The 15884-nt window shown below is 32.9% G+C and carries 14 protein-coding genes; 6 read left to right on the top strand and 8 right to left on the bottom strand.

Annotated features, from left to right (window positions below):
• Positions 1–25: 25 nt before the first annotated feature.
• From AC0UBM_RS15295 to AC0UBM_RS15320, 6 genes are all read left to right on the top strand, one after another.
• A complete protein-coding gene (locus AC0UBM_RS15295) occupies positions 26–1573 on the top strand; it encodes a type I restriction-modification system subunit M (protein ID WP_475689206.1) in 1548 nt (515 codons plus the stop codon).
• Complete coding sequence (locus AC0UBM_RS15300) at positions 1570–2742, top strand: restriction endonuclease subunit S (RefSeq protein ID WP_475689207.1); 1173 nt, start codon at positions 1570–1572, stop codon at positions 2740–2742. Before AC0UBM_RS15295 ends, AC0UBM_RS15300 begins: the two co-directional genes overlap by 4 nt.
• A 2-nt stretch (positions 2743–2744) precedes the next feature.
• The gene (locus AC0UBM_RS15305) at positions 2745–5852 is read left to right on the top strand and encodes a type I restriction endonuclease subunit R (RefSeq protein ID WP_475689208.1); all 3108 of its coding nucleotides are present in this window, start codon (positions 2745–2747) and stop codon (positions 5850–5852) included.
• 48 nt (positions 5853–5900) lie between these two features.
• Positions 5901–6731, top strand: a complete 831-nt coding sequence (locus tag AC0UBM_RS15310) for a HipA family kinase (protein ID WP_475689209.1) — start codon at positions 5901–5903, stop codon at positions 6729–6731.
• Positions 6728–7606: a hypothetical protein gene (locus tag AC0UBM_RS15315; RefSeq protein WP_475689210.1), complete on the top strand. Its 879-nt coding sequence runs from the start codon at positions 6728–6730 to the stop codon at positions 7604–7606. Before AC0UBM_RS15310 ends, AC0UBM_RS15315 begins: the two co-directional genes overlap by 4 nt.
• A 312-nt stretch (positions 7607–7918) precedes the next feature.
• Positions 7919–8656: an SOS response-associated peptidase gene (locus tag AC0UBM_RS15320; RefSeq protein WP_475689211.1), complete on the top strand. Its 738-nt coding sequence runs from the start codon at positions 7919–7921 to the stop codon at positions 8654–8656.
• 3 nt (positions 8657–8659) lie between these two features.
• Here AC0UBM_RS15320 and AC0UBM_RS15325 read toward each other — a convergent pair whose 3' ends face one another.
• From AC0UBM_RS15325 to AC0UBM_RS15360, 8 genes are all read right to left on the bottom strand, one after another.
• A complete protein-coding gene (locus AC0UBM_RS15325; protein ID WP_475689212.1) occupies positions 8660–9025 on the bottom strand; it encodes a hypothetical protein in 366 nt (121 codons plus the stop codon).
• Positions 9026–9032: 7 nt separating this feature from the next.
• On the bottom strand, positions 9033–9884 hold the full coding sequence (locus tag AC0UBM_RS15330) for a DUF4138 domain-containing protein (RefSeq protein ID WP_475689213.1): 852 nt from the start codon (positions 9882–9884) through the stop codon (positions 9033–9035).
• Entirely contained in the window at positions 9881–10810 is a 930-nt protein-coding gene (gene traM / locus AC0UBM_RS15335) for a conjugative transposon protein TraM (RefSeq protein WP_475689372.1), read from the bottom strand. Before traM ends, AC0UBM_RS15330 begins: the two co-directional genes overlap by 4 nt.
• A complete protein-coding gene (locus tag AC0UBM_RS15340) occupies positions 10791–11414 on the bottom strand; it encodes a conjugal transfer protein TraK (RefSeq protein ID WP_475689214.1) in 624 nt (207 codons plus the stop codon). Before AC0UBM_RS15340 ends, traM begins: the two co-directional genes overlap by 20 nt.
• An 11-nt stretch (positions 11415–11425) precedes the next feature.
• Positions 11426–12265 carry a hypothetical protein gene (locus tag AC0UBM_RS15345; protein WP_475689215.1) on the bottom strand — a complete coding sequence of 280 codons (840 nt, stop codon included), beginning with the start codon at positions 12263–12265 and terminating at the stop codon, positions 11426–11428.
• Between the two features lie 2 nt (positions 12266–12267).
• Entirely contained in the window at positions 12268–12840 is a 573-nt protein-coding gene (locus AC0UBM_RS15350) for a conjugal transfer protein (protein ID WP_475689216.1), read from the bottom strand.
• A gap of 4 nt (positions 12841–12844) precedes the next feature.
• The gene (locus tag AC0UBM_RS15355) at positions 12845–15247 is read right to left on the bottom strand and encodes a TraG family conjugative transposon ATPase (protein WP_475689217.1); all 2403 of its coding nucleotides are present in this window, start codon (positions 15245–15247) and stop codon (positions 12845–12847) included.
• 272 nt (positions 15248–15519) lie between these two features.
• The gene (locus AC0UBM_RS15360) at positions 15520–15807 is read right to left on the bottom strand and encodes a hypothetical protein (protein WP_475689218.1); all 288 of its coding nucleotides are present in this window, start codon (positions 15805–15807) and stop codon (positions 15520–15522) included.
• Positions 15808–15884: the final 77 nt, after the last annotated feature.

Consider the following 15884-nt stretch of genomic DNA (forward strand, 5'->3'; position numbering starts at 1 on the left):
TAATAAATAAATTATAAAAATATAAATGACAAGCAATAACCAAAGAGCCGAATTACATAATCAAATTTGGAAAATAGCCAACGATGTTCGTGGTTCAGTAGATGGATGGGATTTTAAACACTTCGTATTAGGAACCCTATTTTACCGTTTCATCAGTGAGAATTTTAGCAATTATATTGAAGCTGGAGATGAGAGCATTAACTATGCAAGCTTTTCAGACGCTATCATTACACCAGAAATAAAAGATGATGCCATAAAAACAAAAGGCTACTTTATTTATCCAAGTCAGTTATTTGTAAACATTGCCAATGGTGCTAACGATAACGAAAATCTAAACACAGATTTAGCTGCCATATTCACGGCTATAGAAAGTTCTGCAAATGGTTACCCCTCAGAAGATGATATTAAAGGTTTATTTGCCGATTTTGATACCACAAGTAACCGTTTAGGGAATACCGTGGAAAATAAAAACAGCCGTTTAGCAAAAGTTTTAAAGGGCGTAGAAAGCTTAAATCTTGGTAAGTTTGAAGATAATCAAATCGATTTATTTGGTGACGCCTATGAGTTTCTAATCTCTAACTATGCAGCCAACGCAGGAAAGTCTGGTGGTGAGTTTTTCACGCCCCAAAGTGTATCTCGGTTAATTGCACAATTAGCCATGCATAAGCAAGATAAAGTCAATAAAATTTACGACCCTGCAGCAGGTTCTGGTTCTTTGCTTTTGCAAGCTAAAAAACACTTCGATAGCCATATTATTGAAGAGGGTTTCTACGGACAAGAAATAAACCATACTACCTATAACTTGGCTCGTATGAATATGTTTTTACATAATGTGAATTACGACAAGTTTCATATCGTATTAGGGGATACGTTAGAAAGCCCACAATTAGGAGACGACAAACCTTTTGATGCCATTGTGTCTAATCCACCATATTCTGTAAAATGGAAAGGTAGTGACGACCCAACACTCATTAACGACGACCGTTTTGCACCTGCAGGCGTGTTAGCACCAAAATCTAAAGCAGATTTTGCTTTTGTACTCCATGCTTTAAGCTATTTATCTAGTAAAGGTAAAGCAGCTTTAGTATGTTTTCCTGGTATCTTTTATCGTGGTGGAGCAGAGCAAAAAATAAGAAAGTATCTAGTAGATAATAACTATGTAGAAACTGTTATCTCGCTAGCTCCAAATTTGTTTTTTGGTACCTCTATAGCAGTAAACATCTTAGTGCTTTCTAAAAGTAAAACCGATACCAAAACCCAGTTTATAGATGTTAGTGGTGAAGATTTCTTTAAAAAGGAAACCAATAATAATGTGTTATACGATAACCATATCGAACACATAATGCAAATGTTTGATACTAGAGAAGAAGTAGCACACATTGCCACTACTATAGACAACACTGTAATTGCTAAAAACGATTACAACCTTTCGGTAAGCTCTTATGTTGAAGCTAAAGACACACGCGAAAAAATAAATATTACAGAATTGAATAAAGAAGTTGCTATTACAGTAAAAAAGATAGACCAACTCCGTGCCGATATTGATAACATTGTAAAGGAGATTGAAGGATGAGTGAGTTAGAAAAATTATTGGTAGAAGTTGATGTGGAGTGGAAAACTTTAGGGGAAGTGATTGAACTTTCAAATATTGGGGTAGATAAGAAAAGTGTTGAAAATGAAAAAAAAGTAAAACTTTTGAATTTTGTTGATGTTTTTAAAAACCAATACATTATAAATGAAACTCCAACAATGGTTGTAACCGCAAGTGAAAGAAAAATTAATGATTGTAGTATAAAGAAAGGTGATGTTTTTATAACTCCTTCATCAGAAAAAATTGATGAAATTGGCTTTTCAGCAATGGCAATTGAGGATTTTGATAATGCAGTATATAGTTATCACATAATGAGGCTAAGAGTTGTGAATGAAGATTTTTTATACCCTGCTTATTTAAACTTCCTATTTAGTTCTTCAGATGTTCGGAAACAAATACGTTTAAAAGCTCAAGGAATAACAAGGTATGGTTTAACACAACCTAATTGGAAAAAACTCAAAATCCCAATCCCTCCACTAAAAATCCAAAAAGAAATAGTTCGTATTTTAGATACCTTTACCGAACTTACTACCGAACTTACTACTGAACTTACTGCCCGTAAACAGCAGTACGAGTACTACCGTGAACAATTGCTAACTTTTGATGAAGGAGAGGTTGAATGGAAAACTTTGGGTGAAGTTGCAGTAATAGGTACTGGTCGTCATGATACAAAAGATGCTATTGATGACGGAAATTACACTTTTTATGCAAGAGGGCGAGAATTGCTAAAACTAAATTCATATGATTTTGAGGAAACAGCAATTATTACAGCAGGAGATGGTGCAGGTGTTGGAAAGGTTTATCATTGGGTAACTGGTAAATATGCATTGCATCAACGTGCATATAGAATTGTCCCTAATACTGATGTTAATGCAAGATTTATATATCATTATATTTTAACTTTTTTTTCTTTTTACTTAGAAAAAACATCAGTTTCTTCTTCGGTTACTTCTTTAAGAAGACCAATGTTTTTGAAGTTTAAAATCCCAATCCCTCCAATAAAAGAACAAGAACGCATCGTAAATATCCTAGATAAATTCGATACCCTTACCACCTCTATGAGTGAAGGTTTACCAAAAGAAATAGAACTGCGTAAAAAACAATACGAGTATTATAGAGAAAAGTTATTAACCTTCCCTAAACCAGAATAAGAATGAATACCTACAAAACCATAGCAGAGTCCAATAACTTTATTGTCTTAGACAAGTACACGAAGTTTTCAGAACTTAATGAAACCCCTGCAAGCTACCAAACAGAGGCAGATTTAGAAAAAGAGTTGGTGCAAGATTTAATAAATCAGGGGTATGAGTATGTTAAAAACTTAACCACTCCATCGGCTATGTTGGCTAATGTACGTGAGCAATTGCAGCATCTTAACGATATGCAGTTCTCAGATAAAGAATGGGCGCGTTTTGTAGTAGAATACCTAGATAAACCAAGCGATAATTTAGTAGACAAAACAAGAAAATTACACGATAATTATATCTACGATTTTGTGTTCGACGATGGACATATTCAAAATATTTATTTAGTAGATAAAAAGAATGTGGTACGTAATAAAGTACAAGTTATTTCTCAGTTCGAACAAAAAGGGACACACGCCAACAGGTACGATGTCACTATTTTAGTTAATGGTTTGCCATTAGTTCAGGTAGAAGTAAAAAAACGAGGGGTTGCTATTCGCGAAGCTTTTAATCAAGTACATCGCTATACCAAAGAGAGTTTTAATGCTACAAACTCATTATTTAAATACTTACAGATATTTGTAATTTCTAATGGTACAGACAGTCGCTATTTTGCCAATACAGTAGAGCGCAATAAAAATAGCTTCGATTTTACTATGAATTGGGCAAAGTCAGATAATTCATTAATTAAAGATTTAAAAGACTTTACAACGACGTTTTTTGACAAACGTACACTCTTAAACGTATTGCTTACCTATTCGGTGTTTGATGTAAGTAATACGCTATTGATAATGCGACCATACCAAATTGCAGCAACAGAACGTATTTTATGGAAAATAAAAAGCTCATTTAATTCTAAAAATTGGGCAACAACAGAAAGTGGTGGTTTTATTTGGCATACCACAGGCTCGGGTAAAACCTTAACCAGTTTTAAGGCTGCACGTTTAGCAACAAAATTAGATTTTGTAGATAAGGTGTTTTTTGTGGTAGATAGAAAAGATTTAGATTTTCAAACCATGAAAGAATACCAGCGCTTTTCGCCAGATAGTGTAAATGGTTCCGATAGTACAGCAGGTCTAAAAAGAAATATAGACAAAACCGATAATAAAATTATTGTAACCACCATTCAGAAATTGAATAATTTAATGAAAGGTGAAAACGACTTAGAGATTTATAAAAAGCAAGTCGTATTTATTTTTGATGAAGCTCACCGCTCGCAATTTGGTGAAGCTCAAAAAAATTTAAAAAAGAAGTTTAAAAAATTCTATCAGTTTGGTTTTACTGGTACGCCTATATTTCCTGAAAATGCTTTAGGTGCAGAAACTACAGCAAGCGTATTTGGAAGAGAACTGCATTCATACGTTATTACAGATGCTATTAGAGACGAAAAAGTTTTAAAGTTTAAGGTAGATTATAACGATGTACGCCCGAAGTTTAAAGGGTTTGAAACCGAACAAGACTTAAAAAAATTATCGGCTGCAGAAAACAAAAGAGCCTTACTACATCCTACAAGAATTAAAGAAATATCGCAATATATTTTAAACCATTACCGCCAAAAAACACACCGTACAAAAGGAACAAATAATGGGTTTAACGCCATGTTCGCGGTGAGTAGTGTAGATGCAGCAAAGTGTTATTATGAAGAATTAACTAAACTTCAAAAAGACAGTGAAAAACCACTAAAAATAGCAACCATTTTTTCTTTTGCAGCAAATGAAGAACAAGGTGCAATTGGTGAAATACAAGATGAAACTTTTGAGCCTACCGCAATGGATTTGAGTGCTAAAGAGTTTTTAACAAAAGCTATTGAGGATTATAACGTTGCATTTAAAATGAATTACGGTATTGATAGCAAAGGCTTTCAAGATTATTACCGTGATTTAGCAAAAAAAGTTAAAAATAAAGAAGTCGATTTACTAATTGTAGTAGGGATGTTTTTAACAGGTTTTGATGCTCCAACCTTAAATACCTTGTTTGTAGATAAAAACTTGCGCTATCATGGCTTAATGCAAGCCTTTTCACGTACCAACCGTATATACAATGCCACAAAAACCTTTGGGAATATTGTAACCTTTAGAGATTTAGAACAAGCCACTATTGATGCCATTACACTTTTTGGTGATAGCAACACTAGAGATGTGGTGTTAGAAAAAAGTTATAAAGAATATTTAGAAGGATTTACAGATATTGCCTCTGGTAAAGCACGTAGGGGTTATGTCGAAGTCATAGAAGAATTAAAAGAAAGGTTCCCAAATCCAGAGGACATTGTAACAGAAAAGGATAAAAAAGAATTTTCTAAACTCTTTGGGGAATATTTACGCGTAGAAAACATACTTCAAAATTACGATGAATTTACAAATCTTAAAGCTTTTCAATCTGTAGACAAAGACGACCCAGAAGCTATAGAAGCATTTAAAGACACGCACTTTGTTTCAGATGAAGAAATAGAGGTGATGAAAAAAATCGAGTTACCTGCAGAACGCACCATTCAAGATTACCGCTCTACTTATAATGATATCCGTGATTGGTTAAAACGAGAGAGAGATGGTAAAGAAGCCGAAGAATCTGGTATAGATTGGGATGATGTGGTTTTCGAAATAGACCTATTGAAATCACAAGAAATTAATCTAGATTATATTTTAGAGTTAATTTTCGAAAACAATAAGAAATCTAAAAATAAAGAAGATTTAGTAGAAGAAATCAGACGTGTAATTCGTGCAAGTGTAGGTAATAGAGCAAAAGAAAGTTTAGTCGTAGATTTTATAAACGACACCGATTTAGATACTATTGATGAGAAAGCAACAATAATAGATGCGTTTTTTAACTATGCTCAAAAAAAGCAAAAAAGAGAAGCTATAGATTTAATTGAAGAAGAAAAGCTTAATGAAGATGCAGCGAAACGTTATATAACAACCTCATTAAAACGTGAATATGCTAGCGAAAACGGTACAGAGCTTAATTCCATATTACCTAAAATGAGTCCATTAAACCCGCAATACTTAACTAAAAAGCAAAGTGTCTTCCAAAAGATAGCAGCTTTTGTAGAGAAGTTTAAAGGAGTTGGTGGGAAGTTATGATCTTATAACACAATTATAAACTGCATGTCAATATCTTATAATTAAACTATGAATATACCATTACTGAAAACAGAGTTATTATTAGAGGAAATCTCAACCGATGGACATGCGCCTTTGAAGTTCCTTTGTAGTGATGGTCATATATACTATTGTAAATATTTAAATAGTTTTAATCGAGCAGAAATAAATTGTTTGGCCTACGAAGTTGTGGCAAACTTTTTGTTAAATGAATTAGCTATTCCTACTCCAGAAATAGCACTAGTGGAAATAGGACCTGATACTTTAGATAGATCCAAAATAAAATCAAATAGAAGACTTCGTGTTGGGGATATGTGTTTTGCTTCAAAGGAAGTGCCTTATGTTCAGGAATTACAGGAAATTCAAAATATAGGTAAAAAGGACTTTAATAAATTACTAGATCCTAATGATATTATTAGAATTGCCTGTTTTGATTTATGGATAAACAATGTGGATAGGGGGAGAAAGTTTCCAGGTGGTATAAATTATAATTTGTTAATTCAACCCATAGGCAGTAAACAAAAAGTATATGCTTTTGATAATGCCTTTATTTTTGGTGGTACAAATGAAATCGGAATTTTTAACCCGAAATCTGCTGTAAGTTTTCATAACAAATTGGTGAGTTCTTCATTTTATGCAAATGTGGTAAAACACTTGGATGTTATTAATTTTAATGAAGTTGTTAATAATTTTATACCTTTGTTGAGCGTTAATTATAGCGTTAAGCTTAAAGATATTATTGATATATTGAATCTTTATTGGAACTTAATGCCTAACTTAGATCAGAGAATTAACACATATTTATCCGATGTTGGTCATATAAAAAACTGTAAAAACATCATGTTGCAATCAAAAAAATGAAAACGTTTTTAAGCATAATTTCTGTTAAAACTAACAATTTTTCAAATGAAAAATTGGTTGTAGGTCTTTTGGCAATGTCTGCCAACAAGGTGTTTTTTGCGTATTCTAAAAATAAAATTAAGCTGTTATCAAAGGTTATAAAAGATGTAAATATAGAAGGTTTTGTATTCTCTATTTTGCAACAGATTGAGACTACGGTAAAAAATACTAATTCTCAACTTTCTAAAGGCCAGGAATCTTTACCGTTTAAAAATGTGCTTATATCAGAAGAGTATATAGATTATTTGAATAACTATAATAACGGTGTATTGCAGTTTTCTGAACCGCAATCTATTTCTTTTGACTTTAATTTAGCAGATTTTTCTAAGTATTATAAAAATTTTATTGGAGAACCATTACTAGTTGAAAAGTCGAATAAGCCGGTATCGTTTCATAAGAAATTAAAACCTTTATTCAATAAAAAAGGTTTGGATAAGAAGGCGGATATTAATTACAATTTAAACAGTGATACATTTAAAGGTATTTTGACAGACGTACATGTCCCTTTAATTACTAAAAATGGTAGAATTAACGTGTTACAGGAAATAGACTTTAGTACGCAACCCAATAATATTAAGAATCATTTGTATGAAACTAAAGTAATCTTTGATGCTTTGTCTGCTTTTTCGAAAACAATTAAATGTGATGTGGCGAAAGTAAAAGTGGCGTTTGAAGAACCTGATTTGAAATCAGAGCAACATAAACTTTTTGATTTAGTAATAAAAGAGTACCAAGAAAGCTTCAGTTTTATTACGCCTGATGAAGTAGATAAATTCACAGATAAAGTTTTAGAAAACAATTTCACAAAATTCTCTGCATTAATACCAATGACATAAATTCCTAAATAAATATAAAAATCCAGAATATACTGGATTTTTATATTTTATAAAGTATCTTCAAGTAAATAATATATTAGAGAAATGAGGAATTTAGCAAGAACAGAACTTTTTTTTGTAACGCGATATTAAATAAATTTGGAGTAGAATTAATATAGGTTAATTGAAAAATGTTTTAGAGTTAGTAGATCGAGAGTCATTTACTGATGAGAATGATTTTTAGTATTTTGATGTTTCACAATACCAATTAAAATATATCCTTTTTAGGAATTCTGAAACATAAAACTTTACTAAAACCATAAGCCAATTCACATGTGCTTCCACACATCACAAACCGCAAAAGTTAAAACCTTAGAACGAAAGTTCAAGGTGAAAATTAGTGATGAAAACTTAGAGAGTTATTTCGATATACCTCAGTACCACTTAAACGGTTTCACACATCCTAATATGCTAGTTATCCCACAACAAAAGTCTGAAGTTTTAGCACCAGGGGTTTGGGGAATCGTACCCGAAGGTACAAGTAAAGACGAGATTACGGGGTATTACAAAGAGTCTTTAAAATTTGGAGGTGGTTTAAACGCAAGGTCAGAAAAGGCGTTTGAGCATTTTATTTATAAACACTCCATTATGGAAAAGCGCTGTATCATTCCGGTGTCTGGTTTCTATGAACCTCATGAATATAAAGGTAAAAAGTATCCGTATTTCTTTAAAAATGAAGATGAATCTCCTTTAGCGCTAGCGGGCTTATATTCCGTAATCAATACCTATATAACATTTACGATATTAACTAAAGAGGCGTCACCTTTATTTGCCAAGATCCACAACAAGAAAAACCGTCAACCTCTAATTTTAGGAGCAGACCAAACAGCTTGTTGGTTAAGCACGGACACTTCTGAATCTGAAATTAAAGACGTATTAAAATTTAATTATAACGAATCTTTATTACAGACCTATACAGTGAGTAAAGACGTGTTCAGTCCAAAAATCGATAGTAATGTCGCGAGTAGTATTGTTCCATTTCAGTATCCAGAATTTAATACACTCTTTTAATCATTAAAATGGACCACGCTCCCGAGGCCCATTATGAGTAACCTTCCATTGATTATCTTCTTTTACTAATTTGAAAATGCCCGGTTTAGAGTCAGAGCGCATAGTATATTTTATCCACACGATTTCACCATCTATTGCTTGGTCGACAACTTTAAAATTAATATCAGAATTTTTATCTTCTATAAACATCTCCTGAATACTTGTAAGGTTGGCATAGGCAACAGCTGTGGTGTGTTTTTTAAGAGTAGGTTTGTCGTTGTGTAAAAAACTTGTGGCCACAATTTCGGCAGTTTTGGCAGGAGAATAAGTTTTGTTTTCTGAACAAGATGAAAACAAAAGAGCGGTAGTAAAAAAGATGAGATATTTCATAACAGTATCAATTTGGATGGTTTATAAATCGGTGCGATATTTTTAATTCTATATTGCGTTCGCCCTTCTTCTCGTTTAATTCTAAAACAGCCCGACGGTCATTTGATAATGAAAATTTAGGTAACACATAAACGAGTTTAGTCGTTTTCTGTCTTGCAATTTTTGACGGCATATTCTGAATAAAAATAGGCTCGAAATACAAACGTTGCAGAGATTTTTGTTTTCCTTTTTGTCGCGTTTCAACCGAAAGTTTTAAAAAATTCAAATCGAAATCTAAGCTTGATTTATTTTTAATCTGAATGACGAAATACAATTCTTCAGTATCAAAAACGATGTTATCTACACTTAGCTCAATCCCTTGATAATGTTCGTTAATCTTACCTAGTTTCTGTTGTCTTTCTAGTAGATAATCACAGAATCTTTGGTAATAATAATCTCTACTATTAATTTTAGGTTGAACAGAATCAATAGGTTTTGGATTAAGCGTTTCAGGTCTTTCATTTCCAATGCTATTAGACAATGGAATAAAATAATTGAATTGCGATAACTCCTTTTTGTACTTTACAATATACGAAAAAATTGAACCGTTTTTGTTGATTACCAGTAGATTACTTTCTTTTCCTGGTTTGGCTTGTAACAAGCCTAAGTAATTTTCGGTTTCACGATTGAAGGTAAATATAAAATGATCTGCACCTGTTATGCCTTGACGAATGGGCTCAGGAAAAAAGAGCGCCACGTTCTTAGTATCATTGGCGTAAATGGTATCTACTGTAATGTTTTTGTGAATAGTGCCTTGCGCAATTGTGGTTATAGAACTAAGTAAAAACAGGAGGGATGATATGGATATAAATGGTTTCATAGCGTTGGTTTAAGAATGAGTTTATAATTGTTTAAAACGGTCACTTTTATGTTTCGATTTTTACGTTTCAGCACTTTTGTAATGCCTCCAACTTGAGGTACACTAGGAATATTGATATCTCCCAAAACATCATCTAAAACTTCAGTAGATATTTCACTTCTGAAATTGTTTTCGATATAAATACCTTCACTACCATCTTGTACATCGAAAGCTTTGAGTTGCGTTTGGTGATGATTAATGGTCTTTATTTCAATTAAAGCGCGATTGGTTTGGAAACTTATAAAACCGAAGACAAGCATACTTTTAGGCATAAGTTTATTGTTGATTAAGGCTGGTTTAGTTAATCGCATACGTAATCTGCTGTTGGTTTTAACCACTTGGTTGCCATCTACAACAACAAAGATGCTAGCATCTGTATTTGCTGTTATATAATTGCTGTTTTGTTGTGGAGCTGCAGCAAAAAATAATTGATGTTCTAAACCGAGTTCCTTGGCTGCAATCTGTTGATTCTTTTTAATATCTATGGAATCTACAACTTGAATTATTTTGGGCTTGATGCGCTTCTGACCCAAATTTTGATAGCTTATTTCAGAATATTTAATTTTCTCGGAAGCATAAATACTATCTACAATACGTTCTTTTTCACGTTCTGGTAATTCAGGGTCAAAAAAGCCGAGGGAATCAATTAATTTTTCATCGTAAATACTTGGTGCATTAGTTTCACGAACTTCTTTAAGATCGTTAATAGCGTCTAACTTAGAATTATATTCTTTTTGATTTGCGTCTAATTCGGGTACTTCGGTTTGCTGAAGACTTTTAGTTTCATTGTCGTCTGCTCCCATAATCATGACAGCGTATGAGATTAGGAAAATGACAATCACGGCTAAAACCGTGGCAAATACGATTTTATTTTTTTCTATTTTCATCATTTAGTTTTTTTAAGGTGTTTTCAAAATAATCTGTTATAAGTAGTCCATGTGGATTGTTCGGAAAGTTTCTATTCACGACCATAAGACTACCTGTGGATATTAGTTCGTAGGTATCAATTATAGAACCTCTATTAATTTCAAAGATGGTAGTTGTTGTAAAACTGTAAGCGCCATTAGTTTCAATAATATTAGAATTGATACTTAAAACCTTCTGCACTAGTGAATATTGTAATAGGCGATTATACACACCATCGGCTTTCTTTTGGCGGTATAAATTGTCTACCGTACTGTTTCCTAACCAAAGTGCTTTTTCTAAATTACGTTCATAATTACTGGCATCGATATTATAGAAGTAGTTGTGAAATAAATCTAAATGCGCTAAAGCTTCAATCTTGAAATTTTCCTTTTGGGTAACGAGTTTCAGAGGTATAATACTACCATCGGTATTAATAGCAAAGGCGCTATTAAGTGCTTTTTTATTGGTGTTAAACGCTATCCAAACAGAAAATGTACAGGTCAGAAATGCACATATAATTACGGCTAAAACAATAAGTCTGTTTAGTTTTAAAATAGTATAAATGTTTTTATATGGCGTTTTCATTTTAGCTTGAATTAGTTGGTAAATAATCTAAGGGTGAAGGAGGTTGCGCGTCTGTATAATTTAAACTTTAGAAATACGATGAAGCCTACAGAACCCAGTTGAACTACTGGAGCAAATAAGCCTTGTCCGAAATCTGTTCCAAAAAGATTTGTCCAAAAATTAGCATTGATTTCCGTATAAATGGCATTTACAAAAACATTGACAAGGAAAAAGGCGGGAACAAGCATATACACAGCGGCATACAATTTGAAAAATGTAAATGCTAACGAACGAAATTCTTTGAATACGGATAAACTAATCACTAGCGGAAAAAAGGCTTGCATTATCCCTAATAAAAAATACCGTTCAGCTAAGAATAATGGATAGATAAATAGATCTAAAATCCAAAGAAATAGGCTTGTAATAAAAGCTAAAATCTTGAAGCCATACAAAGGAGTTACTAAGGCTTCATAAAGCAATGTCATACCTTTTTTAGCGGCATCCATCAAGTTTATGTCCTCCTCTATAGGAATATCTTGCATTTGTAAAGGTAATAGGGCAGGAGCTGTTCCACGATATTGCGCTTCTATGGCAACAAGTATGCTATCAAAAAAGCCTAGCAGTTGAGTTGAAAAAATGGCTAGAAGTACTATCGCAAAATTTTTCATTAAATCTCCAGGACTTAATCCCCAGGTATACCCCTCTTTATTCGCGACGCCTTCGTTATATTTATCCAAAATATTAACTAGAAAAAACATGACAGCAAGTGTTTTCATTCCGCCAATGGTGTATTGCGAGAAACTACTGCCTTGTATGGTCTGAAACACCGAGTCGATATATTCTAATCCAATTCCTAAGAGTATAGTTGCCATTTTTAATATTGAGTTTCACGATTATTGATTTTATCCTGCATTTTTCTAAATGAAATAATATCCTGATAGCGTTTTGTTTTGGTACTCACACTGGCAACCATTTCTTTGGACTCTTCTTCTTTTTGATTTAGAATTTCGGTACGTTCGGCATCACTCATTTTCAGGTAATCACTAGACAAAATTTCATCTATAAAGTCCATAACGTCTAAAGAGTTTTCTACTATGGCGGTAAAGGAATTTGAGACTCGTGCAACTTCCTCAGGCTTTATATAAGGACTATCCAAAATATCCTTGAGATCGCCTTGAAGAACAGAAATAAGGCGCTGGTTATTTTGTCCAATTTCACGTACAGCTTTTAATTGTTTAACCACATCGTTTACCTTCTCGATGTTCTCTTTTTGGGTTTTTAGAAACTCGACTGTCTTTATAATGTTTGCCGTTTGTTTTCCAGATTCTATAAGCTGTTTTACAAGACTTACAAAATTGGTGTTGTCGTAAGTAGGCATACCTTGAGCTTTCATGTGGAAACAGAAAAAAAAGGGTAGGGATAGAATAAAAAATTTTAGAGTTTTCATAATATTATGTTTTAGAGGTGAATGCTTTGATGGCTTTTTCCATATCTTGAGTTTGCTGATAAAGCGTCATGATTTCTTCATTTTCTTTACCATCGGTTAGGTAGGCTGCGTAAACTTCTTTGGGAACTTCTAATCTGAAAATGTTACTTTCTTTCCCAATTTTAATAAACATCTCGGTATATTTTCGAGCACCAGAAAGATTGTTTTTAATGGATTTTAGTTGATTTAAATCGTGACTTGATAAGTGCAGTCTTTTAACTAATTCGTCATAGCCTTTTTCGTTATTTAGGCTATAGATAACCTGAGTGTTTTCTAGTATACTTGCCGAAGTTGAATTGTTTGGGAGCTGATTTATGGATTGAAGAATAATACCAATAGCACCATTTTGTTTACGGATGGCTTGATAATAGAATTCTACGCTTTCTAGAACATTCTCAAATTTTAGTTGTTTGGCAAATTCATCAAATAGAATGATGCCTTTTTCTGCACGATTTTTCCAAATGGTGCGTTGTATCGCTGATTTGATAAGCTTAAGCATCACAGATAAAATTTCTTTGTTATCCTTAACTTCATCCAATTCAAAAACGATTAATCGCTTGTCTTCAATTTTATAGGTTTGGTCCTCGCTAAGCTCAAATAGAAAACTATATAGACCATCTCCGACATATTCAGACATTATGTGTAAAAAGTTAGTAATGTTGAAGTAGTCGGGATGGATTTTTAGGGTATTCAGAAGGTCTTTTTGATCCCTTTCGATAAAGCTATAAAAATCATCTAGGGAGTGATTGTCTAGGGTGCTATCATAATAATGACGTAAAATCTTTTTAATAGATACAGATTGTGCTTTAGTAACTTTTAAATCTGAAGCAAATAGTTCAAATAAAAACACAGATAAATCCTCTAGGCGTTCCGGTGTGAGGTCGTTCTCGCTACTAATATAAAAGGGATTAATACCAAGGTTTTTACCGCTTTCGTAACGGAGGACGGTGTATTTCTCAGGATACAGTTTAGCGAATTTTGTATAAGAACCACCTAAATCTATGATGACTAATCGTACACCACTTTCAAAATACTGACGTAAAATATTATTAGCTAGAAAGGATTTTCCTTCTCCAGTAGGAGCGAAAATGGCAAAATTTCGTGCTTTAATTCTTTTTTTGTCTTCATCCCAAACATCTTTTAAAACAGGGATATTGTGTTCACGATCGTTAAAGATGATACCCGTTTTATCTGATTTATAATTGGTGTTATTAATAAATAAACACAAAGCGTGTTTTAAATCTGTAACATATACATCTGCATTCGAAAAATTAGAGGAGAAGCAGCAGAAACTATTCAAAATATAATTTTTGCGTTCTTCGCCGCGTGGATAATAGGGTGTGATATCTAGTTCCTTAAACTCTGTTTTAATTTTAGAGGTTATTTTCTCTAACTCAGATACTTTTTTATGCCAGTACATAACATTAAAATGACCTCGAATAATACGTGAATTGTCATCTGCATTAATTTGTTCGAGTATGTGCTCGATTTTGCCAAGTATAACTTTGTTTTGGGATCCGAAATTTGAACTTTTGTTAAGCTCTTCAACTTTCTTGTCAAGTAGCTTGCGCCATTTTTGTTTATCATCTAAGTAAAGTATTTGGTTTACAATATGATTTTCATTTAGCGTAAGTCCTATACCATCAACAAACCCTTGATGAAATACAAAATCGTCAGAAGTGAATTTCTCATTGGTTTTGCTACTTTGTACACTTTCGCCAAAGCACAGTTCGCTATTGATGGCAAGGACATCAAAATAATTTTCGCCTATATGGATGTTTTTTTTGTCTAGTAAAATATCGGTGTCAAAACCGTCATTAAATCCGTTAAAATAAACCGTAGTGAGGGTTTTAATATCTATAGCACTGAGTGGTTGATATGTCGTTTTTCGACTATTATTTATAAAGGAAATAGCATCTCTAACGGCATTACCAAAACTTTTTATCTTCTCATCTAAATCCTTTATCACTCCTTTTGAAACACTTCGAAACGGATTGACATACTTTGGATTATTTAAAGCTTTGTTTCGTGTTAAAACAAAAAACAAATAGCTTTTATGCTCTAAATGCTCACGACCTTTAAAATGATTACGAGTTGCTTTTTCTAGAAACGTATTATTAGGCAGTTGACTAGCTGTATAAGTCTTTTTTAAATAGACATCTTGTTTATGAATAACTGTTCCAATAGGCAAGGATTTAAAGGCTTGAAACCAGGTGCCGTGCATATCTTCAAAATCCTTTTCTGAAAGCGAATAAATTTCAGGAAGAGAACCTTCAAAACAAAAGATTACATTGCCATTATTGGCTAGAATGATGTTATCCTGAATATCAGATATGGGATGAAACGCTGAAAGGTTAATCTTATTCATAATCGAAGTCGAAATTTCTTTTGTTACTAATAATTTTAGGAAAGGGTTTTGAGAATTGAAATAAGTTTGGATTAGTACTTATTCGGGTTAAGAGGATATAAAGAGCTCCATTAAAAAAGAGAACGCCTATAATCATTTTGAAACTCAAAGAGAAAATGATGATAAGTAAGGAACCTACTATAGAGACAATCATTAACGCAAAAAGGGTAATGGGTAGTCCAAAAATTACTGCTCGTTTTCTAATATTTTTATATACTTCATATTGTCTCATATTACACCACGATTCCAATTAAATAGGTGAATATTCCAACAACAGCCCCGGCAATAAGAACAAACACTAATACTCTTGTTATTCCCTTTTTTAAATCGGCGTTTTCTCCAAAAAAATGACCGGCATTAAATAAGAATCCAACTAGGAAAATAACCCCTAGAATGATAGGGAAAATGGTTCTAATGGTGTTCGAGACATCGTCAACAGAATCTTCGATGCCTCCAATTTGAGCAAAAAGCATTGTGGAAAATAGCGAAATCACGGCGGCTAAATAGATTGATTTTTTCATCACGTTTGGTTTTAAAATTTGTATTTGTTTTGATATCAGTAAATTACATATATTTGTTTTTAAAATACTGTAAATCA

It is taken from the genome of Formosa sp. F44, from assembly GCF_056238645.1.